The organism is Guyparkeria hydrothermalis, assembly GCF_023555375.1.
GTDB classification, from domain to species: Bacteria; Pseudomonadota; Gammaproteobacteria; order Halothiobacillales; family Halothiobacillaceae; genus Guyparkeria; species Guyparkeria hydrothermalis.
The window spans coordinates 154,205-180,506 of record NZ_JAJSEE010000004.1; the positions used below are offsets into that span (position 1 = coordinate 154,205).

Below are 26,302 nucleotides of genomic sequence, written 5' to 3' on the forward strand. Positions count from 1 at the left end.
GTTACGCGCCGACGAACACGATCCAGGTCAGCAGCCCGATCAGGCCGAGGATCATGACGAACGCGTAATGGTAGAGGTAGCCGGTCTGGATCAGGCGCCAGGTGCGGGCCATGCTGCCCACCACCTTCGCCGAGCCGTTGACCAGCCAGCCGTCGATCGCGCCGAGATCGGCGCCCTTCCACAACCCGCGACCCAGGAGCCGCGAGCCGCCGGCGATGACGGTGTTGTTGAAGCTGTCAAAGCCGTAGCCTTCCTCGAGGATGCGCTTGGGCCAGGCGAAGACGCGGGCGAACAACGGCGGCAGCACCTTCGGCATGCCGAGATACATGATCGCCGCGGTTGCGACACCGGCCAGCGCCATCCAGACCACCGGCGTGGTCCAGCCGTAGAGGAACATGCCCCAGGCGCCCTTGAACTGCTCCTCGAGCGTCGCCATGGCGCCGTGGGTCGCCAGCACGCGGATCGAGTCATCGAAGTAGGCACCGAACAGCAACGGCTCGATCACCAGGAAACCGACGATCAGCGACGGCACGGCCAGCAGCACCAGCGGCACGGTGACCACCTTGGGCGATTCCTTGGCGTGCGAGGCGGTGTGCTTGTCCATGCGCGACTCGCCGAAGAACACCAGGAACAGCATGCGGAAGGTGTAGAAGGCGGTCACGAACACCCCGATGAACAGCGCCCAGTAGGCGAACTCGGCCCCGGGCAGCTCCGAGGCGGCCACGGCGTAGATGATCGACTCCTTGGAGTAGAAGCCCGAGGTGCCCGGGAAGCCGATCAGCGCCAGCGCCCCGATAAAGAAGGTGGCGAAGGTGATCGGCAGCGTCTTGGCCAGCCCCCCCATCTTGCGCATGTCCTGCTCGTGGTGCAGCGCGATGATCACCGAGCCGGCCGCCAGGAACAGCAGCGCCTTGAAGAAGGCGTGGGTCATCAGGTGGAACAGGGCCGGGCTGTAGGCCGACACGCCCAGTGCCGCGGTCATAAAGCCGAGCTGCGAGAGCGTCGAATAGGCGATCACGCGCTTGATGTCGTGCTGGACGATACCCAGCAGGCCCATGAAGATCGCGGTCACGGCACCGATCACCAGGATGAACGACAGCGCGGCGTCGGACAGCTCGAACAACGGCGAGAAGCGCGCCACCATGAAGATACCGGCGGTGACCATGGTCGCCGCGTGGATCAGCGCGGAGATCGGCGTCGGGCCTTCCATCGAGTCCGGCAGCCACACGTGCAGCGGCACCTGGGCGGACTTGCCCATCGCACCGATGAACAGCAGGATCGCGATCACGCTGATCAGCGACCATTCGACGCCCGGCCAGTACTCGACGGTGATGTCGGCGAGCTCCGGCAGCCGCTCGAAGACGGTCGCGTAGTGCAGCGAGTCGGTGTACATCAGGATCGCGGCGATGCCGAGCAGAAAGCCGAAGTCACCCACGCGGTTGACGATGAAGGCCTTGAGGTTGGCGAAGATCGCCGACTCGCGCTTGTACCAGAAGCCGATCAGCAGGTAGGAGACCAGACCCACGGCCTCCCAACCGAAGAACAGCTGCAGCAGGTTGTTCGACATCACCAGCATCAGCATGGAGAAGGTGAACAGCGAGATGTAGCTGAAAAAGCGCTGGTAGCCGGGGTCATCGTGCATGTAGCCGATGGTGTAGATGTGCACCATCAGCGAGACGGCGGTGACCACCACCATCATCATCACGGTGAGGTTGTCGACCAAAAAGCCGATGTTGAACTCGAACAGGTCCGAGGCGATCCAGGTATAGACGGTGCCGTCGAACGTCCCCAGCCCGCCGAAGACGTGCATGTAGAAGGCGTACACCGAGGCGACCAGCGCGATCGCCACGCCGATGATCGTGACCCAGTGGGCGCCGGACCGACCGATCTGTCGTCCGAACAGGCCCGCGATGATCGAGGCGATCAGCGGGGCAAGTACGACGGCAAGATAAACCTTTTCCATTGAATCAGCCCTTCATCTCGGTCAGGTCTTCGACGTTGATCGTGCGTCGATTGCGGAACAGCGTCACCAGGATGGCGAGGCCGATGGCCGCCTCGGCCGCGGCGACGGTCAGGACGAAGAACACGAACGCCTGTCCGTCGATATCGCCGGAGAAGTGCGAGAACGCCACGAAGTTCACGTTGACCGCAAGCAGCATCAACTCGATCGCCATCAGCAGCACGAGGACGTTCTTGCGGTTGAGAAAGATGCCGGCGACGCTGATCGAGAACAGCAGACCGCCGAAGATCAGGAACTCGGACAGGCTGATCATGACGTTTCCTTATCCTGTTTGGCACAAGACTCGTCCGACAGGTCGCCGCGGCGGGTCTTGTCGGCGTCCAGCTGGGCGATGCGGACACGATCCTCGGCGCGCACGCGCACCTGGGCGTCGATGTCCTGGTAGTGCACGCCCGGCCGACGGCGGTGCGCCAGCGCGATCGCCGCGACGATCGCGACCAGCAGGATGAACGCCGCGATCTCGAACGGGTAGACGAACTTGGTGTAGAGCACCTGGCCGATGGCCAGCGTGTTGCCCGCATCGGCCGGCGCCGGCTCGGGCGACGGGTAGATATCCAGACCGAAGCTTGCCGGACCGAGGATCAGGGCGAGCTCGACGATCATCACCAGGGCGACGAACACGCCCACCGGCAGGTTCTTGATGAAGCCTTCACGCAGCGGGGCGATGTTCACGTCGAGCATCATCACCACGAACAGGAACAGCACCATGACCGCGCCGACGTAGACGAGCAGGAGGACGATGCCGAGGAACTCCGCCTCCATCAGGATCCAGATCAGCGCGGTGGAGAAGAACGTCAGCACCAGGAACAGTGCGGCGTGCACGGGGTTCTTGACCGTCACCACCCGAATCGCGGCGACGACCGCGACCGAGGCGAACACGTAAAAAAGGATCTGATAGAGCGACATGACTATCCTTCTGCTGGGAGCGGGCGCCCGCCCCTGAGCCGGTTGACCGTTGTTCCGTTCGTTTTTCGAGGCCGCGGGCCCTGGCCGGTGCGGGACGTTACCACGACCACCGACCCGCGCGCCCGTTGCCGTGATTCGTTATCGGTAAGCGGCGTCCGCCAGGCGGTCGGCCGCGATCTGCGACTCGAGGCGATCACCGATTTCCAGGAGCATGTCCTTGGTCATGATGTTCTCGCCACGATTCTCGAAGTGGTACTCGTAAACCCTTGTCTCGACGATGGAATCGACCGGGCAGGCCTCCTCGCAGAAGCCGCAGTAGATGCACTTGAACAGGTCGATGTCATAGCGCGTGGTCCGGCGGGTGCCGTCCTCGCGCTGCTCGGACTCGATCGTGATCGCCAGTGCCGGACAGACCGCCTCGCAGAGCTTGCAGGCAATACAACGCTCCTCGCCGTTGGCGTAGCGGCGCAACGCGTGCAGGCCACGGAAGCGCGGCGACTGCGGGGTCTTCTCCTCGGGGTACTGCACCGTGTACTTGTGACCGAAGAAGTACTTGCCGGTCACCGACATGCCGAGGAACAGTTCCCACAGGAACCACGTCTTGAAGAAATGCTTGATCGCGTTCATCGCAGGAACCTCTTAGAACCAGGGACCGACTTCGAAGAAGAAGAACGCGCCTTCCACCGCGATCCAGAGGATCGTCACCGGAATGAAGACCTTCCAGCCGAGACGCATGATCTGGTCGTAACGGAAACGCGGGAATGTCGCGCGGAACCAGATGAAGACGAACAGCAGGAACGAGATCTTGAGCAGGAACCAGACGATGCCCGGCACGAAGGCGAACACCGGCTCGAGGAACGTGCCCTGGAAGGGAGACAGCCAGCCGCCCAGGAACAAGACCGCGGTCAGCGCCGAGATGAGGATCATGCTGGCGTACTCGGCGAGCATGAACAGCGCGAAGGCGATGCCGGAGTACTCGACGTGGAAGCCGGCGACGATCTCGGACTCACCCTCGGAGATATCGAACGGCGCGCGGTTGGTCTCGGCCACGCCGGAGACGAAGTAGACCACGAACATCGGCAGCAGCGGCAGCCAGTACCAGTGCAGGATGCTGCCCTCCTGGCCGCGGACGATCTCGGAGAGATTGAGGCTGCCGGACACCATCAGCACGCCGACCAGGGCAAAGCCCATCGCCAGTTCGTAGGCGACCTTGTGAGCCGCCGAGCGCATGCCGCCGAGCAGCGCGTACTTGGAGTTGGATGCCCAGCCGGCCAGGATCACGCCGTAGACGCCGGCCGCGCCGATCGCCAGCACGTAGAGCAGACCCGCGTTGATGTCGGCCAGCACCCAGCCGTCATCGAACGGGATGACCGCCCAGGCGACCAGCGCGGCGACCAGGATCAGGACCGGCGCGAGGTAGAAGATGAACTTGTTGGCGACCGTCGGGGTGATCACCTCCTTGAACATCAGCTTGAACACGTCCGCGAACGGCTGGAACAGCCCGCGCGGGCCGACGCGGTTCGGGCCGATGCGCACGTGCATGTAACCGATGACCTTACGCTCGGCGAGCGTCAGGTAGGCAACCGCCACCACGATCGGCATCACGATCACCAGCGTCAGCAGCACGTGCACCACGAAGTACTGCCACGACGGCGACATCCAGCCGATGACCGGGGAAAGCCATTCGGTGATCATGCGGCGACCTCCACCTGAATTGCGACCGAACCGGCGCGCGGCGCCAGTTCCCCGGCGTGCATGCCGCTGAACACGATCACGCTACCCGGCGTGACGCGCGGGTCGACGCGAATCGGCAGCTCGACGCGCACGCCGTCCTGCACGATCGCCGCGGTCATGTCGTCTTCCCAGCCCTCGCGTTCGGCGTCGGTCGGATTGACCAGCACGTGACGCTGCAGCTCGGCCTTCTCGGTGCCTTGCAACGGCGTGGCACGACGGATGACCGGGTCGATGCCGTACATGGCGACCGGCGCGATGCGCTGGTAGGCGCCCGGCTCGGCCTTGGCGGGCAGCTCGAAGCGTGCCTCGGCAAGCGCGGCGGTCTTGTTCTCGAGCGCGACCTCCTGGCAGTGCGTCTGCACCTCGCGGCGCACCTCGGTGACGGCCATGTAGTCAAAGCCGTTGAGGTCCAGGAGGTTGCCCAGCACGCGCAGGATCTTCCAGGCCGGACGCGACTCGCCCAGCGAGCGCACGGCACCGTTGACCGACTGCCAACGACCCTCGCCGTTAACCCAGGTCCCGGCCGTCTCGACGGCCGTGCCCATCGGCAGAAGCACGTCGGCGTAGCGCTTCATCGCCGGGGTGACGAAACTCGTGATCGCGACCACACAGCCGGCGCGCTCGAGGCGCTCGATGGCCGCCTCGCCGGCCGCGGAATCGTGCTCGGGCTCGACGCCCTGCAGGATCATCGCCTCGCAGGGCTCGGCCAGCATGTCGGCGGCGTGACGGCCCAGTCCGACGGCATCGGCCCCACCGGCGGCCCGGTGCGGTACGGCACCGGCCAGCCACGCACCGGCGGCGTTGCCGCCCTGGGCGACGATGCCGAGTTGCGTGCCGGTCAGGCGGGCCAGTTCGGCGGCCACCGCACGAATCGCGGCGAAGTCCGGCGCATTCTGCGCCACCGCACCGAGGAAGATCGCGCCGTTCTCGGCGGTCTTCAGCTCCTCGACGATGGTGGCGGCGTCATCGACGGTCGCTACCGGGTGGTCGGCCAGACTCGCCGGGATCTCGCCGCCGGCGGCCTTGAGCAGTGCCAGCAGGCTGCCGAGCTCTCCCCCTTCGGCCACGCGGCTCGGGGCCTGGCGCGCCGGGAAGGTGAGATCCTGTTGGTACGGGTGGATCAGCGTGATCCGTGCCTGGTTGTTCAGGGCCGTCTGGCGCAGGCGGTGGCCGAACAGCGGCACCTCCTCGCGCACCGCCATGCCGACGGTCAGGGCGGCGTTGAGTTCGGCGATCGCCGGGATGTCCATGCCCAGCCACGGCATGACCGGGTCGTCGGCGTCACCGGAGAAGTCGGTCTGCCGCAGGCGGTGATCGATGTTGTTCGAGCCCATGCCGCGGACGATGCGCGCGGTGAGGTACTGCTCCTCGAGGCTCGCGTTCGGCGAGACCAGCGCACCCAGCGCGGTCGGGCCCTGCTCGTTGACGATCCGCTGGATTCCCTGGGCGGCGGCCTCCAGCGCCTCCTCCCAGCTGGTGGTTACCCACTCGCCATCGCGCTTGACCATCGGGCGGGTCAGGCGATCGTCGGTGAACAGGCCGGTGTAGGCGTAGCGGTCGCGGTCGGCAATCCAGGTCTCGTTGACCGCGTCGTTGTCGCGCGGAACGGTCCGCATCACCCGCCCTTCGCGGGTGTGGATGTAGAGGTTCGAGCCGAACGCGTCATGCGTGGAGAGGTGCTTGTGCTGGACCAGCTCCCACGGACGGTGCGTGTAGCGCGACGGCTTGGCGGTCAGTGCGCCAACCGGGCACAGGTCGATCACGTTGCCCGAGAGCTCGGAGGTCACGCTCTTGGAGATGTAGGTGCCGATCTCCATCTGATCGGAGCGACCGGTGGCGCCCAGCTCCTTGAGACCGGCGATTTCCTCGCCGAAGCGCACGCAGCGGGTGCAGTGGATGCAGCGCGTCATGTCGGTCGCGATCAGCGGGCCGATGTCCTTGTCCTTGACCACGCGCTTGGCCTCGGAGTACTGGCCCACGCCCTCGCCGTAGCCCATGGCCACGTCCTGGAGCTCACACTCGCCGCCCTGGTCGCAGATCGGGCAGTCGAGCGGGTGGTTGATCAGCAGGAACTCCATGGTCGAGCGCTGGGCGGAAATCGCCTTGGGGCTGCGCGTGGAGACCTTCATGCCCTCGGAAATGGGGGTCGAACAGGCCGGCAGCGGCTTGGGCGCGCGCTCGACCTCCACCAGGCACATGCGGCAGTTGGCCGCGATCGACAGCTTGCGGTGATAACAGAAGCGCGGGATGTTGATCCCCGCCTTGTCCGTCACCTCGATCAGCATGTCCCCCGGGTTGCCCTGGAGGGTCATGCCGTCGACTTCAAAGGTAATCTGCTCGTCACTCATACCTGGAAACCTGATTGCACGGCCGGCCTTAGGCCGCCTGGGATGCGCGGTCGACCATGCTGTGGCCGTGCTTGATGTAGTACTCGAATTCCGGACGGAAGTGCTTGATGAAGCTCCGTACCGGCGTGGCCGCCGCGTCGCCGAAGGCGCAAATGGTGCGGCCCTCGATCTTGCTGGCGACATCGTCGAGGCGGTCGAGATCCTCGAGCGTGCCTTTGCCGTCGATGATGCGATTGAGCATGCGATACAGCCAGCCGGTACCTTCGCGGCACGGCGTGCACTGCCCGCAGGATTCCTTGTAGTAGAACTGAGCGACACGCCGCAGGGCCTTGACCATGCAGGTGTCTTCGTCCATGACGATCAGACCGCCCGACCCGAGGAACGTGCCCGACTTGGCGATCGAGTCGTAGTCCATGTTCGTCTCGAGCATGATCTCGCCCGGGATCACCGGGGAGGACGTGCCGCCCGGGATCACGGCCTTGCACTTCTTGCCGTCGCGCATGCCGCCGGCCATCTCGAGCAGATCCGCGAAGGGCGTGCCCATCGGGATCTCGAACACGCCCGGCTTGTTGACGTGGCCGGAGACCGACCAGATCTTCACGCCGCCGCTGTTCGGCACGCCCAGATCGGCGAACCACTGCCCGCCGTTGCGCATGATCGCCGGCACGGAGGACAGCGTCTCGGTGTTGTTGACCGTGGTCGGCCGGCCGTACAGGCCGAAGTTCGCCGGGAACGGCGGCTTAAAGCGCGGCTGGCCCTTCTTGCCCTCGAGCGATTCGAGCAGCGCGGTTTCCTCGCCGCAGATGTAGGCCCCGGCACCGAGCGAACCGTAGAGGTCGAAGTCGATGCCCGAACCCTGGATGTTCTCGCCGAGCACGCCGTACTCGTAGGCCTCGCGCACGGCCTGCTCGAAGCGCTGGAACACCAGGTCCGAGAACTCGCCGCGCATGTAGTTGTAACCCTTGGTCGCGCCGATGGCGTAGCCGGCGATCGCCATGCCCTCGACCAGGGCGTGCGGGTTGTTCATCAGGATCTGGCGATCCTTGAACGTGCCCGGCTCGGACTCGTCCGAGTTGCAGACGATGTATTTCTGCCCCGGGGCGTTACGCGGCATGAACGACCACTTCAGTCCGGTCGGGAAGCCGGCGCCGCCGCGCCCGCGCAGGTTGGAGGTCTTGATCTCCTCGATGATCAGGGCCGGATCGGTCTTCTCCTCGAGGATCTTCTTCCAGGCCTGGTAGCCGCCGGACTCGAGGTAGGCCTCGAGCGACCAGGGCTTGTCGTGACCCAGTGTGGCGAAGCAGACCGCAGTGGAACTCGCGTAATTGAAACTCATGGCGTCAATCCAGCTTGTCGAGAATCTCGTCGACCCGTTCCGGGGTGAGATTCTCGTAGTAGACGTGATCGACCTGCATCATCGGCCCGCCGCCGCAGGCCGCGAGGCATTCCTCTTCCTTCTTCAGCAGGATTCGGCCATCCGGCGTCGACTCGCCGGTCTTGATGCCCAGCTTCTTCTCGCAATGCTCGACGATCTCGTCGGAACCCATCAGCGAGCAGGCAATGTTGGTGCAGACCGAGACGTGATGACGGCCACAGGGCTTGGTCTCGATCATGGAGTAGAACGACGCCACCTCGTAGACCGAGATCGGCTCCATCTCGAGGTATTCGGCCACGGCATCCATCAACTCGACGGTGACGTGCCCGTCATTCTGGTGTTGCACGATCCGCAGGGCAGCCAGCGAGGCCGACTGCTTCTGGTCCTCGGGGTAACGAGCGAGCCAGCCGTCGATCTCCTCGCGGCTGTGATCGGTCAGCAGGTGGAGTTTGCTCTCGGTCATCAGCGGTCGACCTCTCCGAATACGATGTCCTGGGTACCGATGATCGCCACGACGTCGGCCAGCATGTGGCCGCGCGACATCTCGTCGAGACCCGACAGGTGCGCAAAGCCAGCCGCACGGATCTTGACGCGGTACGGCTTGTTGGACCCGTCGGAGACGAGATAAATGCCGAACTCGCCCTTCGGGTGCTCAATCGCGGAATACGCTTCGCCCTTGGGCAGAGTGTAACCCTCGGTGAACAGCTTGAAGTGATGGATCAGGGACTCCATGTCCGCCTTGAGTTCCTCGCGGCGCGGCGGAACGATCTTGTGGTCATCGGCCATGACCGGACCCGGGTTCTTGCGCAACCAATCGATGCACTGACGGATGATGCGATTGGATTGCCGCATCTCTTCGACACGCACCAGGTATCGGTCGTAGCAGTCGCCGTTCACACCGACCGGAATGTCGAAGTCGAGCTGGTCGTAGACCGCGTACGGCTGGTGCTTGCGCAGATCCCATTCGATGCCCGAGCCGCGCAGCATCGGACCGGTGAACCCCATCTGCAGCGCACGCTCCTTGGAGACGACGCCGATGTCGACCGTACGCTGCTTCCAGATGCGGTTATCGGTGAGCAGGGTCTCGTACTCGTCGACGTACTTCGGGAAACGCTCGGTAAAGTCCTCGAGGAAGTCGAGCAGCGAGCCCTGACGCGGCTCGTTCATGCGCTTGACTTCGCGCTCGCTGTGCCACTTCGAGGCCTGGTACTTGGGCATCGAGTCCGGCAGGTCGCGCGCGACGCCGCCCGGGCGGTAGTAGGTCGCGTGCAGGCGCGCCCCGGAGACCGCCTCGTAGCAGTCCATCAGGTCCTCGCGCTCGCGGAAGGCGTACAGGAAGACCGCCATCGCGCCGATGTCGAGCGCGTGTGCGCCCAGCCACAGCAGGTGGTTCAGGATGCGGGTGATCTCGTCGAACATCACCCGGATGTACTGGGCACGCTCGGGGATCTCGAGGTCCAGCAGCTGCTCGATGGCGCGCACGTAGGCGTGTTCGTTGCACATCATCGAGACGTAGTCGAGCCGGTCCATGTAACCGATCGACTGGTTATAGGGCTTGTTCTCGGCGAGTTTTTCGGTGGCACGGTGCAGCAGGCCGATATGCGGGTCGGCACGAACGACCGTTTCGCCGTCCATCTCGAGCACCAAACGCAGCACGCCGTGGGCCGACGGGTGCTGGGGGCCGAAGTTCAGGGTGTAGTTGGCGATTTCCGGCATCTATCAGCCCTCGTCGAGGTCAATGTAGCGGCTGTCATCACGGCGTACCTTCGGTACCAGCACCCGAGGCTCGATCGACACCGGTTCGTACACGACGCGCTGTTTCTCGTCGTCGTAACGCACCTCGACATGCCCGATCAGCGGGAAATCCTTGCGGAACGGGTGGCCGACGAAACCGTAGTCCGTCAGGATGCGACGCAGGTCCGGGTGGCCGTCAAACAGGATGCCGAACAGGTCGAACGCCTCGCGCTCGAACCAGTTCACACCCGCCCACACGGCCACGACCGACGGCACCGCCGGTGCTTGATCGTCCGGGCAGTAGATCCGCACCCGCAGACGCCAGTTGTGCGTATAGGAGAGCAGGTGAGCGACGACCGCGAAGCGCGGACGGCCGAGATCGACGTCGTCGGGATCGTCACCGAATTTGAGCCAGCCGCTGGTGTTCGGCTCCACACCCCGGCTGTAGCCGGTGTACGAAACGGTCTCTTCACCAGCCCACTCGTCGCGACCGTACTCCAGGTAGTCGACGCCACAGATATCGACACACTGCTCGAAGCGCGTCGCCTCGCTTTTCTCGAGACGCTCCGCGACTTCACGCCAATGCTTGGCCTCGACCTGGATGGTCAATTCGCCACGGTCGATGGTCTGATCGACGATGTACTCGCCGATGGTCTCCTTGAGGGCCGTTTGCAGGTTCATGGATGAGACTACCCCTGGGCTTGCCGGTACCGGTCAGGCACGCGCGATGGTGTTGGTACGACGGATCTTGTTCTGCAGCTGGATGATCCCGTATAGCAGCGCCTCCGCCGTGGGCGGACAGCCGGGCACGTAGATATCCACCGGCACGATGCGGTCACAACCGCGCACCACCGAATAGGAATAGTGATAGTAACCGCCGCCGTTGGCGCAGGACCCCATCGAGATCACCCAGCGCGGCTCGGCCATCTGGTCGTATACCTTGCGCAGGGCCGGCGCCATCTTGTTGACCAGCGTACCGGCCACGATCATGACGTCCGACTGACGCGGACTGGGACGGAACACCACCCCGAAGCGGTCGAGGTCATAGCGCGCCGCACCGGCGTGCATCATCTCGACGGCGCAGCAGGCCAGACCGAACGTCATCGGCCACAGCGAACCGGTGCGCGCCCAGTTGATCAGCTTGTCGGCCGAGGTGGTGACAAAGCCCTTCTCCAGAACGCCTTCTACTCCCATTCCAGCGCCCCCTTCTTCCACTCGTAAATGAAGCCGATCACGAGCACGCCCAGAAAGATGGCCATGGCCGCGAGCCCGAAGCCGCCGATGTCCTCGAGCGCGACGGCCCAGGGGAACAGGAAGGCGATCTCCAGGTCGAAGATGATGAACAGGATGGCGACCAGGTAGTAGCGGATGTCGAACTTCATGCGCGCGTCTTCAAAAGGCGCGAAACCGCACTCGTACGCATCCAGCTTGGCCGCATCCGGCCGATTGGGTGCCAGCACCTGGCCGACGACCAGGAGACCCAGGGAGAACAGGGTGGCCACACCGAAGAAGATCAGGATGGGAATGTAGCCTTCAAGCATCTGACACCCTCTTGCTCGAAACCCGGCCGGGTCGATCCCGACCGGTTTTTTCTGCGCGTTCGACTGCCTTGCGCGCGCCGGGAGAAATCACCACGGCAACGTACAAGAATAACGAATCGAACCGGAAAAGTGTGTTTGGTGCGGACGGTGGGACTCGAACCCACACGGCTTTCGCCACTACCCCCTCAAGATAGCGTGTCTACCAGTTCCACCACGTCCGCTTTGGTTGTCACCGGATCATCGCTTGATCCGGCCGCAACGGCGATTGCTCGCCGTTACTGTCCGGGCACGTCCGACGGCGATTGGGTGCTGCCGTCTTCCTGCCCAGAGGGTGCCGCCGAGTTCGAGGATGGGACGTCGGTCGGCGTGCCTGCCGGCTTGTCGGACGGGGTGCGTCCGTCTTGCTCTGGCGCGTTCCCGCTCTCGGAAACGGGTGCAGAATCTACCACGCTCGAGGGCTCCTGGGAAGTGTTAATCACGTAGGCAAGCAACAAACTCGTGCCGAAAAAGGCCACGACCATCCAGCCGGTGACCTTCTGCAGGGTGTTTGCCGGCCCACGGGCCCCGTGAACGGTGCCAGACGCGCCCGAACCGAAGGCGGCGCCGGCATCCGCGCCCTTGCCATGCTGGATGAGCACCAGCCCGATCAGGGCCAGCCCCAGCAGCACGTGGATGATGATTACGAATGTGGTCATTAGTTACCTACCGTGTCCGCCGCGGCGCGGCAGATTCCCAGAAAATCCTCGGCCTTGAGCGATGCCCCGCCGATCAGGCCGCCGTCGATGTCCGGCTGCGCGAGCAGGTCCGCGGCGTTGCCGGGCTTCATCGATCCGCCGTACTGAATACGTACCGATTGGGCGATGCCCGCGTCGTGATCGGCCAACTGACCGCGGATGAACGCGTGCACGGCCTGGGCCTGCTCCGGGGAGGCCGTCCGGCCCGTGCCGATTGCCCAGACCGGCTCGTAGGCGATCACGATGCGATCGAAGGCCTGGATACCGTTGCCGCTGATCACGGCCGCCAGCTGACGACGCACCACCGCTTCGGTCTCGTCGGCCTCGCGCTCCTCGAGCGTCTCGCCGACGCACAGGATCGGGGTGAGTCCCGCGGCGAGTGCGGCCTTGACCTTCTCGCTGACGATCTCGTCGGTCTCGCCATACATGGCACGACGCTCGGAGTGACCCAAGATCACGTAGCGGGCACCGACGTCGGCGAGCATCGGCGCGGCCACCTCGCCGGTGAACGCCCCATTCTCGTGCTCGGAACAGTTCTGTGCGCCGACGTCCAGCGCGGTCGATTCCGCGAGCCGGGCGACCTGCGGCAGATAGACGAACGGGGGGCAGACGGCCACGTCGATGCCCTCGAGCGCCGGCATGCCGTCGAGCACGCCCAGCACCAGCGATTCGTTGTCGGCCAATGCGCCGTTGAGCTTCCAGTTTCCTGCGACGATCGGTTTACGCATCCGATGGTTCCACTTGAAATGTTCGAGAGCTAGATTCGAGAGTTCGGTTATCGAAATCGTATCGATATCGATTGCCCCGGGACACAGCGACGCGAGTTGCGTACCCCGCCCCCGGAAACGGGCGACAAGCCTACTTGGCCGCCCCCCATAAATCAATCCGCCTACGGGTGGCGAGCGAGCATCGCGACCGCCTCGGCGGCGATCCCCTCGCCCCGCCCGGTAAAGCCGAGTTTCTCTGAGGTGGTCGCCTTGACGTTGACCTGAGCCACCGTCCAGCCGGCCGCCGCCGCGATGGCCTCGCGCATCGGTCCGATCCAGGGTGCGAGCGTCGGCGCCTGGGCGATCACGGTGGCATCCACGTTGACGAGCTGCCACCCCTGCTCACCGAGCAACCCGACCACGCGCCGCAGCAAATCGCGACTGTCCGCCCCCTCCCAGGTCGGATCGGTATCGGGGAAGTGCCGGCCGATGTCGCCCAGCGCCGCGGCGCCCAGCAGGGCATCGCAGATCGCGTGCAGCAGCACGTCGCCGTCCGAGTGCGCGCGAAAGCCACGATCGAACGGGATCCGGCAGCCACCGATCCAGAGGTGATCCCCCGGCTCGAAGGCGTGCACGTCGAAGCCGTGCCCAATCCGCAACGCAAACGGGTCAGTCATCCAGCACTCCCTGTCGCCGGAGGATCGCGCGGGCGATGCCGAGATCCTCCGGGTGCGTGATCTTGAGGTTGTCGGTGGCGCTGTCCACGACCCTTGGGGCCAGGCCCAGCCGTTCGACCGCGGATGCCTCGTCGGTGATCTCCGCCCCCGCGACCAGCCCCTGCTCGATCGCCTCGAGCAGCACCCCGACCGGGAACATCTGCGGCGTGAGCGCGTGGCGCAGGGTACGGCGATCGACCGTCCCGGTGACCCGCCCGTCGGCATCGACACGCTTGATGGTGTCGCGCACCGGCGCCGTCAGCAGGGCGCCGTCCGGGTAGCGTGCGGCGTCGAGCAGCCGCTCGAGGTCGCCGCGCAACACGCAAGGCCGCGCGGCATCGTGCACCATCACCCACTCGCCCAGGCCATCGGTCAGGCCGTCGCCCTGCCCCGGCGACAGGCCTGCCCAGCGATCACGGAAGACGGCCAAGCCGTTGCGTACGCTCAACGCCCGGCTCGCCCCCCCGTCGACACGGTGGATGGGCACGCCGACCACGTCGGACGACGGCATCAGGTCCTCGGGCAGCGATTCACTGGTGACCAACACCACGCCGGCCAGCCCCGGCAGCCCGGCAAATCGTGACAGGGTGATCTCGAGCACCGGTCGCCCGCCCAGTCTCAGGTACTGCTTGGGCGTCTCCCCCCCCATGCGGCGACCAAAACCGGCGGCCGGCACCAGCAGCCACCAGCGCCCTGCCTCGCTCGGGCTGACCGCCGCCGGCGGCAGCGGCGCGGCCGCAGCGCTCATCGCGCCCCCGTGCCGGGCGTCTTGACGGCAGCTGAGGAGAATGAGAAAAGCAACGGGCTCATGCGGGCAGCGGGTACGAGAGAGTCACACATGACTCAGTCGGCGATGGCCGGATGGGTCACGCGTGCCGGATCGACCGCAGGCGGCGTGATGGTATCGGGGCGCACGGCCTCGACCACCTGATAGAAGTGCTCGTTCTCTCGGACCAGGCCGAGGGTCAACCGGGCCTGCGCTTCGACCGCGTCGACCCCTTCGCGCAGGCTGTCGACCTCGGCCACCAGGGTCTCGTTGCGCCGCTCGAGACGCGTCTGCTCGGCCTGCAAGACGGCAAGACGCTCCTGCTTGGCATTCACCTCACCCACGGACGCCTCGCTGAACCAGACCCGCCATTGCAGGCCGGCCACCATCAACACGAGGATGACGGTCAGCAGGCGCACAGGAAGCTCGGCGAGTCCGTCGACGGCACCGCATACACCACAATCCGGCAGGATTCGCGTTGTGGCATCGATGATGTCAGGAGCATGGAGTCAGTGCGTCCCGAAGGCCTGGACCGAGACCTTACTGGCCAAAGGCCGCGCGGCCCGGGAAGCGGGCCTTGTCGCCCAGACGCTCCTCGATGCGCAGCAACTGGTTGTACTTGGCGATCCGATCGGAACGCGACAGCGAACCGGTCTTGATCTGGCCGGCGTTGGTCGCCACGGCCAGATCGGCGATGGTGGTGTCCTCGGTCTCGCCCGAACGGTGGGAGACGACGTTGGTGTAACCGTTTTCCTGCGCCAGGCGCATGGCCGCCAGCGTCTCGGTCAGGGTGCCGATCTGGTTGACCTTGACCAGCATGGAGTTGGCGATCTTGCGCTCGATGCCTTCGCGCAGGATCTTCTCGTTGGTGACGAACAGGTCGTCACCGACCAGCTGGCACTTGTCGCCCAATCGCTCGGTCAGCAGCGCCCAGCCCTCCCAGTCGTCCTCGGCCATGCCGTCCTCGATCGAGAGGATCGGGTACTTCTCGACCCACTCGGCCAGGAGATCGACCATCCCGGCGGCATCCAGGGTCCGGTTCTCGCCGGTCAGGACGTACTTGCCGTCCTTGATGTACTCGGAGCTCGCCGCGTCCAGGCCCAGGAACACGTCCTTGCCCGGGGTGTAACCGGCCTTCTCGATTGCCTCCATGATCGCCTCGATCGCCGCCTCGTTGGACGGCAGGTCGGGGGCGAAGCCGCCCTCGTCGCCGACGGCGGTGGACAGGCCGCGCGCGGCCAGCACCTGCTTCAACGCGTGGAAGACCTCGACGCCGTAGCGCAGTGCCTCGGAGAAGCTCGGCGCGCCGGCCGGGATGATCATGAACTCCTGCATGTCGATGGAGTTGTCGGCGTGCTCGCCGCCGTTGATGATGTTCATCATCGGTACCGGCAGGGTCACGGCCGCGTCGCCGCCGAGGTAGGAGAACAGCGGCTCGCCGCGCTCGAGCGCGCCGGCCTGGGCGGCGGCCAACGAGACGGCGAGAATGGCGTTCGCGCCCAGGCGCGACTTGTTCTCGGTGCCGTCGAGCTCGATCATCGTGTTGTCGATGTCGGCCAGCGAGTGGACGTTCATGCCCTTGACGGCGTCATTGATCTCGCCGTTGACGTTGGCCACCGCACGGGTCACGCCCTTGCCGAGAAAGCGGTTCTTGTCGCCGTCACGCAGCTCGATCGCCTCGCGGGCGCCGGTGGAGGCGCCGGAGGGCACGATCGCCCGGCCCACGATGCCGCCGGCCAGGTGGACCTCGGCCTCGACGGTGGGGTTGCCGCGTGAATCGATCACTTCGCGTGCGTGCACTCGCTCGATGGCTGCCATGCAGTGTTCTCCTGATCTTGATGTTCGGTTGAAATGGGGTGGCGAGCCGGCACCTGGCCGGCCCGCTCAACAATTATCTTGTGGCAACGGCCGGTTCAGTCCGGCAGGCCCAGCCGCGCGTTCTCCGGGAAGCCCGAGGCCTTGACCGTGCGATCGAGCGTGGTCAGCGTCAGCAGCAGGTCGGCCATCTCGTCGAGCGGCCAGGCGTTGGGCCCGTCGGACAGCGCCTTGTCCGGATCCGGGTGGGTCTCCATGAACAGCCCGGACACGCCGGCCGCGACCGCGGCGCGCGCCAGCACCGGCACGAACTCGCGCTGACCGCCCGAGGCCTTGCCCTGCCCGCCCGGCTGCTGGACCGAGTGGGTGGCATCGAAGACCACCGGCGCACCGGTCTGGCGCATGATCGCCAGGCCGCGCATGTCGGAGACCAGCGTGTTGTAGCCGAAGGACACGCCGCGCTCGCAGACCATCACCTGGTCATTGCCGACCGCGCGGGCCTTTTCGACCACGTTGGCCATGTCCCAGGGCGCGAGGAACTGGCCCTTCTTGATATTGACCGGCTTGCCCTGACGGGCGACGTTCTGGATGAAGTTGGTCTGGCGGCAGAGGAAGGCCGGCGTCTGCAGCACGTCGACCACCGAGGCGACCTCCTCGAGCGGCGTGTCCTCGTGGACGTCCGTGAGCACGGGCAGGTCGAACTCGCGCTTGACGTCCTCGAGGATCGCCAGCCCCTTCTCCAGACCCGGGCCGCGGAAGCTTTCCGTGGACGACCGGTTCGCCTTGTCGAAGGAACTCTTGTAGATCAGCCGGATACCGGCGGTTTCTGCCATTTCCTTCAAACGGCCGGCCGTTTCCTGCGCGAGACCCGCCGACTCGATCACGCAGGGACCGGCGATCAGGAACAGCGGCCGGTCCAGTCCGACCTCGAAATCCAGGAGCTTCATCGTCATGCGTCGTCCAGGGCCTCGGCCTTGCCCACTCGTTGGGCATGGGCCGCGTTGACAAAGGCGACGAACAGCGGATGGCCGTCGCGCGGCGTGGAACGGAATTCCGGGTGGAACTGGCAAGCGAAGAAGAACGGGTGACCCGGCAATTCGACCGTCTCGACCAGCTCGTTCTCCGACGACCAGCCGGCGAACACCAGCCCGGCCTCGGAGAGCGCCTTCTGATAGCCGTTGTTGAACTCGTAGCGGTGACGGTGACGTTCGCTGATCTCGTCCTGGTCGTAGATGCGGTGCGCCAGCGTGCCCGGCTCGATGCGGCAGCGTTGCGCGCCCAGGCGCATGGTGCCGCCCATGTCGACGTCCTCGCTGCGCTCGATCAGGTTGCCCTCCTCGTCGCGCCACTCGGTGATCAGCGCGATCACCGGGTGTTCCGTCTCACGGTCGAACTCGGTCGAGTGCGCCCCCTCGAGGCCAGCGACGTGACGGGCGTACTCGATCACGGCCACCTGCATGCCCAGGCAGATACCCAGGTAGGGCTTGCCGGACTCGCGCGCATACTTCACGGCCGCGATCTTGCCCTCGACCCCGCGCGAGCCGAAGCCGCCCGGGACCAGGATCGCGTCCATGCCCTCGAGCCGGGCAATGCCGTCATGCTCGAAGGACTCGGAGTCGAAGTAATGGATATTGACCCGCGTGCGGGTCTGGATGCCCGCGTGCAGCAGCGCCTCGTTGACCGACTTGTAGGCGTCCACGAGATCGACGTACTTGCCCACCATCGCGATGTCGACGATCCGGTCGGGCTTCGTCTGCGCCTCGACCACGCGGTCCCACTCGGACAGATCGGCCGGGCCGGCGCTCAAGTGCAGCTTTCTCAGCACGGTCTCGTCGAGCTTCTGCGCGTGCAGCAGGCGCGGGATGCGGTAAATGGTGTCCGCGTCGATCGAGGAAATGACCGCGTCGTGCTCGACGTTGGTGAACAGCGCGATCTTGCGGCGCTCTTCCTCCGGCAACGGCACCTCGGCGCGACAGACCAGCACGTCCGGCTGGATCCCGATCGAACGCAACTCCTTGACCGAGTGCTGGGTGGGCTTGGTCTTGACCTCGCCGGCCGCCTTGATGAACGGCACCAGGGTCAGGTGCATGAAGATGGCGCGATCGCGCCCCATCTCCACGCCCAGCTGGCGAATCGCCTCGAGGAACGGCAGGGACTCGATGTCACCCACCGTGCCGCCGATCTCGATCAGGGCTACGTCATAGCCCTTCGATCCCTCGACCACACGGCGCTTGATCTCGTCGGTCACGTGCGGAATGACCTGAACGGTACCGCCGAGATAGTCCCCGCGACGTTCGCGGCGAATGACTGTCTCGTAGACCCGACCGGTGGTGAAATTGTTGCGTCGGCCGACCGGCGAGCGCACGAATCGCTCGTAGTGACCGAGGTCCAGGTCCGTCTCCGCGCCGTCGTCGGTCACGAACACCTCGCCATGCTGGAAGGGGCTCATCGTGCCGGGGTCGACGTTGATGTAGGGATCGAGCTTCATCAGCGTCACGCGCAGCCCACGCGATTCGAGCAGCGCCCCCAGCGAGGCGGCGGCGATTCCCTTGCCCAGTGACGAGACGACCCCACCGGTAACGAAGACGAACTTGGTCATTAACGAACCATTTCCAGACGAAGTAAGAGGCGGGCCGACGGGCCCCGTTTCAAGGGCCGGATGGTACCGCAAACGCCCTGGGCCGGCAATTGGCGCCACCGTGTCATGGCCGCCCCACCCCATCCGCCGAACCCGCCCCCAAGCCGGGTGCGCCCGACGGCTTTTTTCTCAGCCCCGCGCCCGCCGGGATGGCGAAATCGGCCGAGTAATGCGACCATACGGATGTTTGATTCCCATGACAGCCGGCACCAGTCCATGACCCAATCTTCCGACCCGGTCCAGCAACGCGAAGACGAAATCACCCGCCTGGTTTTCGACGTCTCCAGGCTGTGGCGCGTGCAGGTCAATGAAACCCTGAGCGAGTTCGACCTGACCGCCTCGGCCTGGGCCGTGTTGCGCATCCTGCGCGACGAGGGCGAGGGACGCACGCAGAAGGAACTGGCCGGTGAGCTGGCCATCGAAGGCCCTACCCTGGTCAAGCTGCTCGACGGGCTGGAAAAGGGCAACTGGATCGAGCGGCGCATCTCGGAGGTCGATCGGCGCGCCAAGACCATTTGGCTCCGGCCCGAGGCGCACGCGCGCATCGAGGCCGCCGACAAGGCGCTCGCCCGTTTCCGCCACAAGGTGCTCGGCGAGCTGACCGACGAGGAAAAGCGCGATTACATGACCTTGAGCCGCAAGGTCCGCGACCTGCTCAAGAGCCTGTAATCCGGATTATCCAGGCCGTGGCCGACGGGCGAGGATGGCGGCGAAACCCGGCTAACGCCGGAATCACCGCCCCGCCCGCGCCACCGGCAAGCCGACGTTTGACGAGGCCCGAATGCCACGCAAGTTCTTTCGTCGCCTGACACCCAGCCGCCACCGGATCGTCAACCAGCCGTTCCTGCGGCCGGTGGCCCAGTTCCTCGGCGACCCCAACCTCTGGCACCTCAACCGCCGCTCGGTCTCCGGCGGGGTCGCCCTCGGCCTGTTCCTCGCCTTCATCCCCCTGCCCGGCCAGATGCTGATCGCCGCGGTCGGCGCCATCGCCATGCGCGTCAACATCGCGTTGGCCGTGGCCCTGGTCTGGACGACCAACCCCCTGACCATCCCGCCCCTGCTCTGGCTCGCCTACCAGGTGGGCGCGTTGCTGACTGGCGCCTCGCTCGATCCGCCCACCGGCGAACAGGGGGCCATGAGCATCGGCTACGCGATGAGCCAGCTCCCCGTTATCTGGCTGCCGCTCGGCGTGGGGCTGGTCACCCTGTCCTTCGTCAGTGCCCTGATCGGCTTTGCCACCATTCGCCTGCTGTGGCGACTCAATATCGCCGCCCACAAGCGCCGCCGGCAGGCCCAGCGTCGCCAACGGCTGCGACAGGCCCGCTCGAACCAGCGCCACTGACTCTCCGCATTGGCCTCGGGCCCCGCCCCCGCCTGCCCGAATGGCGTTATACTGCGGCGCTTTAAACGCCACTCACCCATCGTCCGGCGCCCGGCCTTAGTCGGCCCGCCGGACGGTCCAGGACGCCGCGTCGCCCATGACTTCGATCGACCGAGACCACCCCGTTTTCGACCAGCTCCGTGACCTGATGCGCCAGCGCATCCTGGTGCTCGACGGCGCCATGGGCACGATGATCCAGAACGCCAGGCTCGAGGAGGCCGACTTCCGCGGCGAGCGCTTCGCCGACTGGCCGGTGGATCTCAAGGGCAACAACGATCTGCTGGTGCTGACCCGCCCGGACGTGATCGAGGACATCCATCGCCAGTACCTGGATGCCGGCGCGGACATCATCGAGGCCAACACCTTCTCGGCCACGCGCATCGCGATGGCCGACTACCAGATGGAGGAGCTCTCGCGGGAGATTAACGTCGTCGCCGCGCAGATCGCCCGCAAGGCCGCCGACGCCAAGACCGCCGAGACCCCGGACAAGCCGCGCTTCGTCGCCGGCATCCTCGGGCCGACCAACCGCACCGCCTCGATCTCGCCGGACGTCAACGATCCCGGTTACCGAAACACCAGCTTCGACGAGCTGGTCGAGGCGTACCGGGAGTCGGCCGAGGCCCTGATCGAGGGCGGCGTCGACATCTTCCTGATCGAGACCATCTTCGACACGCTCAACGCCAAGGCGGCGGTGTTCGCCCTCGAGGAGCTGTTCGTCGCGCACGGGCAGCGCTGGCCGGTGATGATCTCCGGCACCATTACCGACGCCTCGGGCCGCACCCTCTCGGGCCAGACCACCGAGGCCTTCTACAACAGCCTGCGTCATGCCCGGCCGCTGTCGATCGGTCTCAACTGCGCGCTGGGCCCGGATCTTTTGCGCCAGTACGTCGCCGAACTCTCACGGGTCAGCGAGTACTTCGTCTCCGCCCACCCCAACGCCGGGCTGCCCAACGAGCTGGGCGAATACGATCTGGAGGCCGACCCGATGGCCGCCTCGATCGGCGAGTGGGCCGAGGCGGGGTTGCTGAACATCATCGGCGGCTGCTGCGGCACCACCCCGGCGCACACCGCCGAGATGGCCCGGCGCGTCGAGGGCGTCGCCCCGCGCAAACCCGTCCAGCCGGAGGTCGCCTGCCGCCTGTCGGGCCTCGAACCGTTCAACATCACCCCCGACTCGCTGTTCGTGAACATCGGCGAGCGCACCAACGTCACCGGCTCGGCGCGCTTCCGCCGCCTGATCAAGGAAGGCGACTACGACACCGCACTGGACGTGGCGCGCCAGCAGGTCGAGAACGGCGCGCAGATGATCGACGTCAACATGGACGAGGGCCTGATCGACGGCGTCGAGGCGATGCAGCGCTTCCTCAACCTGGTCGCCGCCGAGCCGGACATCTCGCGGGTGCCGATCATGATCGACTCCTCGAAGTTCGAGGTGATCGAGGCGGGCCTGAAGTGCGTCCAGGGCAAGGCCGTGGTCAACTCGATCTCGCTCAAGGAGGGTGAGGAGTCCTTCCTCGAGCAGGCGCGCACGGTGCAGCGCTACGGCGCGGCCGCGGTGGTGATGGGCTTTGACGAGGACGGCCAGGCCGACAGCCTCGAGCGGCGCCGCGAGATCGCCCAGCGGGCCTACGATCTCCTGACCGGCATCGGCTTCCCGCCCGAGGACATCATCTTCGACCCGAACATCTTCGCGATCGCCACCGGTATCGAGGAGCACAACAACTACGCGGTCGACTTCATCGAGGGCACCCGCTGGATCAAGGAACACCTGCCGCACGCGCTGGTCTCCGGCGGCGTCTCGAACGTCTCGTTCTCCTTCCGCGGCAACGAGCCGGTCCGCGAGGCGATCCACAGCGTGTTCCTCTACCACGCCACCCGCGCGGGCATGGACATGGGCATCGTCAACGCCGGCCAGCTCACCGTGGTCGACGAGATCCCCGACGAACTGCGCGAGGCGGTCGAGGACATCGTCCTCAATCGGCGAGACGACGCCACCGACCGCATGCTGGAGATCGCCGACCGTTACCGTGACTCCGGCGGGGAGAAATCCTCCGGCCCGGATCTCGCCTGGCGCGACTGGCCGGTGGAAAAGCGCCTCGAACACTCCCTGGTCAAGGGGATCGACGAGTACGTGGTCGAGGACACCGAGGAGGCCCGCTTGCGGGCCGAGCGCCCCCTGCACGTGATCGAGGGCCCGCTGATGGACGGCATGAACGTCGTCGGCGACCTGTTCGGCGCCGGCAAGATGTTCCTGCCGCAGGTGGTCAAGTCCGCGCGGGTGATGAAGAAGGCCGTCGCCCACCTGCTGCCGTTCATGGAGGAGGAGTCCTGCGAGGTCCAGTCGGCCGGCAAGGTGGTCATGGCCACGGTCAAGGGCGACGTCCACGACATCGGCAAGAACATCGTCGGCGTGGTCCTGCAGTGCAACGGCTTCGAGATCATCGATCTCGGCGTGATGGTCCCCGCGCAGAAGATCCTCGACACCGCCCGCGAAGAGAACGCCGACCTGATCGGCCTGTCCGGCCTGATCACCCCGTCGCTCGAGGAGATGACCAACGTCGCCAGCGAAATGCAGCGCCAGGGCTTCGACATCCCGCTGATGATCGGGGGGGCAACCACCTCCAAGCTCCACACCGCGCTGAAGATCAACCCGGTCTACGACCATCCGGTCATCCACGTGCTCGACGCCTCGCGCGCCGTGGGCGTGGCATCCAAGCTCCTGGGCAAGAACAAGCAGGCCTTCGTCGACGAGGTGGAGGGCGAATACGCCAAGGTGGTCGCCCGACGCCAGGCCAATCAGAAGGAGGCCAAGCGCGTCTCGATCCAGCAGGCACGCGACAACCGCCAGCGGGTCGACTTCGAGGACTACACCCCGGTCGCGCCGCGCGAGCCGGGTGTGCATATCCTCGAGGACTATCCGCTCGAGGAGATCGTCGAGCGCATCGACTGGACGCCGTTCTTCCAGAGCTGGCAGCTGTTCGGCAAGTTCCCGGCGATCCTCGAGGACGAGAAAGTGGGCACCGAGGCCCGCAAGCTCTACGAGGACGGCCAGGCCATGCTCAAGCAGATCGTCGAGGAGAAGTGGCTCACCGCCAACGCCGTATACGGCTTCTGGCCGGCCGCCTCGATCGACGACGACATCCGCGTATTCACCGACGAGTCGCGCCAGGGCGTGAAGACGACCCTGCACCACATCCGCCAGCAGATGCCGCGTTCCGGCGGCAAGCCCAACCAGTGCCTGGCCGACTTCGTCGCGCCGACCGGCAGCAAGGTCAAGGACTGGATCGGCGGGTTCGCCGTGACCACGGGGCTGGGCATCGAGCCGCACGTCAAGCGCTTCGAAGAGGCAAACGACGACTACCACGCGATCCTGCTGCAATCGCTGGCCGACCGACTGGCCGAGGCCTTCGCGGAACGATTGCACGAGCGGGTGCGCAAGGAATTCTGGGGGTATGCCGCCGACGAGGACCTCTCCAACGACGAGCTGATCGCCGAGAAATACCAGGGCATCCGCCCCGCCCCGGGGTATCCCGCCTGCCCGGATCACACCGAGAAGGGCCTGCTCTGGGAACTCCTGGCGCCCGAGCGAATCGGAATGGAATTGACCGACTCGTACGCCATGCACCCGGGGGCCGCCGTCTCCGGCTGGTATCTCGCCCATCCGGAAGCACGCTACTTCGGCGTGGGCCGCATCGGCCCGGACCAGGTGGACGACTACGCCAAGCGCAAGGGCTGGTCGCGATCGGAGGCCGAGAAGTGGCTGGCGCCGATCCTGGGGTACGAGCCGGACTGACCGTCTCGCAGGCCGCCACGGGCCGCGAATGCTCGCGGGAGTTGAGTTATCCCGCTAGCAGGCCGAGAATGGCGAGGGAAACTTTGCACGAATGGCATACCGCTCTGCGCGCCTTGAGCCGGGCAGATGCAAGGCGGCCGTCCGACGCGGAAGGGTGATTCCCTTTCCGAGGACGGCAACACAGCAGATGTCCGGCTCAAGGCGCGCCCTGCGGGGCCTGTCGAGCCGCCCGTGCTCGGCGTTGCGCCGTCTTGGCGTGGCCACCGGCACGCCGGCGACGACGTGCCTTGATCACGAACGGCTCGACAGGCCAGAGCGGCATGGCATTCGTGCAAAGTTTCCCTAACGCGAGACGGCCGACACACCCTCGACCCGCATCGGCATCCAATGGATCGGAACGCACCTCTGAAAATCTACGAGCAACCGCTGAATGAACGGATCCGGGCCTGCCTGAGGCTCGACCACCTGTTCGCGCGCATCGACCATCACCTGACGAGCAACTCGCGAGACGACACGCTCTGTACGGTGCTCCTGCTGCTCGAGGCGGCCGATGTGCTCTCGCGCATCGACATCAAGCGCGAACTGATCAAGGAACTCGAGCGCCAGCAGGCCCGGCTGATGAACGTGCCGGACTCGCCCGGCGTCGACCGCGACAAGCTCAACGCCCTGCTTGACCAGCAGAACGGCCTGATCAAGGCCCTGCACGGCTACCACGCCCAGCCCGGCGCGCACCTGAAGAACCACGAGCTGCTCAACGCCGTGCGTCAGCGCGCCTCGATCCCCGGCGCGCTGTGCGAGTTCGACATCCCCGGCCTGCACTACTGGCTGGGCCTGCCGGAACACGAGCGCCGCGAGGACATCGACACCTGGCTCGAGCCCTTCGCCGACATACGCCAGGCCAACGAGCTGGTGATCAGCCTGATCCGCAACAGCGTCGACACCATGTCCGTGGTCGCCGACGAGGGATTCCTGCAGCAGAGCATCGAGAGCGCGACGCCCTACCAGCTGCTGCGCGTGATGATCGACGAGGACACCGATTCGTACCCCGAAATCAGCGCCGGCAAGCACCGCTTCACCGTGCGCTTCATGACGCTGGACCGGGAGAACGGCCACCCCCGACAGGTCCACGAGGACATCGAATTCCGACTGGCCCTCTGCCGCCTGTGACGGGGCGAGGACCGGTTAGCCAACCACCGTCAGGACGAGAACGACACCCTTCATGACCGCCACTACCCGCAAGGCCGCCAGGACGGGCGCCCCCGCCCTCGACATCGACCAGCGCTCGCTGACGCTCACCCACGTTCACCTGTATGAAACGCACCTGCTCAAGCTCACCCGCAGCCTGAGCGAACGCTTCGGCAACCCGGGCGTCGGCGACGAGCGCGAGCCCTGCGTGATCGATCTCGCGGCCATCGCCGACAGCGGCAAGTGGATCGACTTCCCGGCGCTGGTCAGCCTGCTGCGCAACTACCGCCTCGAACCGGTGGGCGTGGTCCACGGCAACGACCAGCAAAAGACCCAGGCGCGCGGCGCCGACCTGCCGGTCTTCGACGACCAGGCCGCGGCCGCCTCGCCGGCGACTCCAAAGGCGCCCCCGGCCTCGCCGCCGGAACCCGAGCCAGTGGCCGACCCCACACCGGAGCCTGCTCCGGAACCGGCGGCCCCGAACGCCGAGGCTGCCCCGGCCGGCCCGGTCGCGCCGATGATCCTGCGCCACCCGGTACGCTCAGGGACCGAACTCTACGCCCAGGGCCAGGACATGGTGGTGATGAACACGGTCGGGGCCGGGGCGCGCGTGGTGGCCGACGGTTCGATCTACATCCATGGCGCCCTAAAGGGCACGGCCGCGGCCGGCGCCGGCAACCAGACCGAGGCTCGCATCTTCTGCGAGTCCTTCGAACCGGAAATCATCGCCATCTGCGGCACCTTCCTCGATGGCGAGCAGTTGGCAAGGCACCCGGCCTGGGGCAAGCGCGTGGTGGTGGAACTGGTCGATGGCCAACTGGTGGTCCATCCGTTCGACTGAGTGCCGCGCATTTGGCGCTTAGGGAAGAATTTCGCGGTCGTTGGGAAAGGGCTCGCCTTTGTGGCACA

General features: G+C 65.9%; 25 protein-coding genes and 1 tRNA gene. 5 read left to right on the forward strand and 21 right to left on the reverse strand.

The annotated features are described in order from the left end of the window. Nucleotide 1 precedes the first annotated feature (1 nt). From nuoL to pyrG, 21 genes are all read right to left on the reverse strand, one after another. Nucleotides 2–1,963: an NADH-quinone oxidoreductase subunit L gene (gene nuoL, locus LV475_RS07010; RefSeq protein WP_250106037.1), complete on the reverse strand. Its 1,962-nt coding sequence runs from the start codon at nucleotides 1,961–1,963 to the stop codon at nucleotides 2–4. 4 nt (nucleotides 1,964–1,967) lie between these two features. Continuing rightward, the gene (gene nuoK, locus LV475_RS07015) at nucleotides 1,968–2,273 is read right to left on the reverse strand and encodes an NADH-quinone oxidoreductase subunit NuoK (protein ID WP_058575727.1); all 306 of its coding nucleotides are present in this window, start codon (nucleotides 2,271–2,273) and stop codon (nucleotides 1,968–1,970) included. Beyond that, nucleotides 2,270–2,926, reverse strand: a complete 657-nt coding sequence (locus LV475_RS07020; RefSeq protein ID WP_250106038.1) for an NADH-quinone oxidoreductase subunit J — start codon at nucleotides 2,924–2,926, stop codon at nucleotides 2,270–2,272. The genes nuoK and LV475_RS07020 overlap by 4 nt, the downstream gene beginning before the upstream one ends. 138 nt (nucleotides 2,927–3,064) lie before the next feature. Then, nucleotides 3,065–3,553, reverse strand: a complete 489-nt coding sequence (gene nuoI / locus LV475_RS07025; protein WP_250106039.1) for an NADH-quinone oxidoreductase subunit NuoI — start codon at nucleotides 3,551–3,553, stop codon at nucleotides 3,065–3,067. 12 nt (nucleotides 3,554–3,565) lie between these two features. Next, nucleotides 3,566–4,585, reverse strand: coding sequence for an NADH-quinone oxidoreductase subunit NuoH (gene nuoH / locus LV475_RS07030; protein WP_250106092.1), 1,020 nt, complete (start codon nucleotides 4,583–4,585; stop codon nucleotides 3,566–3,568). 32 nt (nucleotides 4,586–4,617) lie between these two features. Next, the gene (gene nuoG / locus LV475_RS07035) at nucleotides 4,618–7,008 is read right to left on the reverse strand and encodes an NADH-quinone oxidoreductase subunit NuoG (RefSeq protein ID WP_250106040.1); all 2,391 of its coding nucleotides are present in this window, start codon (nucleotides 7,006–7,008) and stop codon (nucleotides 4,618–4,620) included. Nucleotides 7,009–7,036: 28 nt separating this feature from the next. Beyond that, a complete protein-coding gene (nuoF, locus tag LV475_RS07040) occupies nucleotides 7,037–8,344 on the reverse strand; it encodes an NADH-quinone oxidoreductase subunit NuoF (RefSeq protein ID WP_250106041.1) in 1,308 nt (435 codons plus the stop codon). 4 nt (nucleotides 8,345–8,348) lie between these two features. After that, nucleotides 8,349–8,846 carry an NADH-quinone oxidoreductase subunit NuoE family protein gene (locus tag LV475_RS07045; RefSeq protein WP_250106042.1) on the reverse strand — a complete coding sequence of 166 codons (498 nt, stop codon included), beginning with the start codon at nucleotides 8,844–8,846 and terminating at the stop codon, nucleotides 8,349–8,351. Next, on the reverse strand, nucleotides 8,846–10,099 hold the full coding sequence (locus LV475_RS07050; protein WP_250106043.1) for an NADH-quinone oxidoreductase subunit D: 1,254 nt from the start codon (nucleotides 10,097–10,099) through the stop codon (nucleotides 8,846–8,848). Before LV475_RS07050 ends, LV475_RS07045 begins: the two co-directional genes overlap by 1 nt. A gap of 3 nt (nucleotides 10,100–10,102) precedes the next feature. Continuing rightward, nucleotides 10,103–10,798 (reverse strand): NADH-quinone oxidoreductase subunit C, encoded by a 696-nt coding sequence (locus LV475_RS07055; RefSeq protein WP_250106044.1) that lies wholly within the window; start codon nucleotides 10,796–10,798, stop codon nucleotides 10,103–10,105. A gap of 33 nt (nucleotides 10,799–10,831) precedes the next feature. Further along, nucleotides 10,832–11,311, reverse strand: coding sequence for a NuoB/complex I 20 kDa subunit family protein (locus LV475_RS07060; RefSeq protein WP_058575719.1), 480 nt, complete (start codon nucleotides 11,309–11,311; stop codon nucleotides 10,832–10,834). Next, nucleotides 11,302–11,658 (reverse strand): NADH-quinone oxidoreductase subunit A, encoded by a 357-nt coding sequence (locus tag LV475_RS07065; protein WP_136866053.1) that lies wholly within the window; start codon nucleotides 11,656–11,658, stop codon nucleotides 11,302–11,304. Before LV475_RS07065 ends, LV475_RS07060 begins: the two co-directional genes overlap by 10 nt. Before the next feature lie 136 nt (nucleotides 11,659–11,794). Beyond that, nucleotides 11,795–11,879 (reverse strand) — tRNA-Leu (locus LV475_RS07070). A 54-nt stretch (nucleotides 11,880–11,933) separates the two neighbouring features. Continuing rightward, nucleotides 11,934–12,353, reverse strand: coding sequence for a preprotein translocase subunit SecG (secG, locus tag LV475_RS07075; RefSeq protein ID WP_136866052.1), 420 nt, complete (start codon nucleotides 12,351–12,353; stop codon nucleotides 11,934–11,936). Next, nucleotides 12,353–13,120: a triose-phosphate isomerase gene (gene tpiA / locus LV475_RS07080; RefSeq protein ID WP_136866051.1), complete on the reverse strand. Its 768-nt coding sequence runs from the start codon at nucleotides 13,118–13,120 to the stop codon at nucleotides 12,353–12,355. The genes secG and tpiA overlap by 1 nt, the downstream gene beginning before the upstream one ends. Nucleotides 13,121–13,281: 161 nt before the next feature. Beyond that, entirely contained in the window at nucleotides 13,282–13,776 is a 495-nt protein-coding gene (ispF, locus tag LV475_RS07085; RefSeq protein ID WP_250106045.1) for a 2-C-methyl-D-erythritol 2,4-cyclodiphosphate synthase, read from the reverse strand. Continuing rightward, the gene (gene ispD, locus LV475_RS07090) at nucleotides 13,769–14,563 is read right to left on the reverse strand and encodes a 2-C-methyl-D-erythritol 4-phosphate cytidylyltransferase (protein WP_156573581.1); all 795 of its coding nucleotides are present in this window, start codon (nucleotides 14,561–14,563) and stop codon (nucleotides 13,769–13,771) included. Before ispD ends, ispF begins: the two co-directional genes overlap by 8 nt. A gap of 95 nt (nucleotides 14,564–14,658) precedes the next feature. Beyond that, entirely contained in the window at nucleotides 14,659–15,000 is a 342-nt protein-coding gene (locus tag LV475_RS07095) for a septum formation initiator family protein (protein ID WP_136866050.1), read from the reverse strand. A gap of 121 nt (nucleotides 15,001–15,121) precedes the next feature. Then, nucleotides 15,122–16,399, reverse strand: a complete 1,278-nt coding sequence (gene eno, locus LV475_RS07100; RefSeq protein WP_250106046.1) for a phosphopyruvate hydratase — start codon at nucleotides 16,397–16,399, stop codon at nucleotides 15,122–15,124. Nucleotides 16,400–16,494: 95 nt separating this feature from the next. Next, the gene (gene kdsA / locus LV475_RS07105; RefSeq protein WP_136866077.1) at nucleotides 16,495–17,343 is read right to left on the reverse strand and encodes a 3-deoxy-8-phosphooctulonate synthase; all 849 of its coding nucleotides are present in this window, start codon (nucleotides 17,341–17,343) and stop codon (nucleotides 16,495–16,497) included. A 2-nt stretch (nucleotides 17,344–17,345) separates the two neighbouring features. Further along, the gene (pyrG, locus tag LV475_RS07110) at nucleotides 17,346–18,995 is read right to left on the reverse strand and encodes a CTP synthase (protein ID WP_136866048.1); all 1,650 of its coding nucleotides are present in this window, start codon (nucleotides 18,993–18,995) and stop codon (nucleotides 17,346–17,348) included. A 255-nt stretch (nucleotides 18,996–19,250) separates the two neighbouring features. Here pyrG and LV475_RS07115 point away from each other — a divergent pair, with 255 nt between their 5' ends. The 5 genes from LV475_RS07115 (at nucleotide 19,251) to minC (ending at nucleotide 26,234) form a co-directional block, all read left to right on the forward strand. Then, nucleotides 19,251–19,703: a MarR family winged helix-turn-helix transcriptional regulator gene (locus LV475_RS07115; RefSeq protein WP_169303507.1), complete on the forward strand. Its 453-nt coding sequence runs from the start codon at nucleotides 19,251–19,253 to the stop codon at nucleotides 19,701–19,703. A gap of 112 nt (nucleotides 19,704–19,815) precedes the next feature. Further along, nucleotides 19,816–20,376 carry a DUF2062 domain-containing protein gene (locus tag LV475_RS07120; RefSeq protein WP_136866046.1) on the forward strand — a complete coding sequence of 187 codons (561 nt, stop codon included), beginning with the start codon at nucleotides 19,816–19,818 and terminating at the stop codon, nucleotides 20,374–20,376. 136 nt (nucleotides 20,377–20,512) lie between these two features. Further along, nucleotides 20,513–24,208: a methionine synthase gene (gene metH, locus LV475_RS07125; protein WP_250106047.1), complete on the forward strand. Its 3,696-nt coding sequence runs from the start codon at nucleotides 20,513–20,515 to the stop codon at nucleotides 24,206–24,208. 387 nt (nucleotides 24,209–24,595) lie between these two features. After that, complete coding sequence (gene zapD / locus LV475_RS07130) at nucleotides 24,596–25,375, forward strand: cell division protein ZapD (protein ID WP_136866044.1); 780 nt, start codon at nucleotides 24,596–24,598, stop codon at nucleotides 25,373–25,375. Between the two features lie 52 nt (nucleotides 25,376–25,427). Beyond that, nucleotides 25,428–26,234, forward strand: coding sequence for a septum site-determining protein MinC (gene minC / locus LV475_RS07135; RefSeq protein WP_250106048.1), 807 nt, complete (start codon nucleotides 25,428–25,430; stop codon nucleotides 26,232–26,234). The last annotated feature ends 68 nt before the right edge of the window (nucleotides 26,235–26,302 follow it).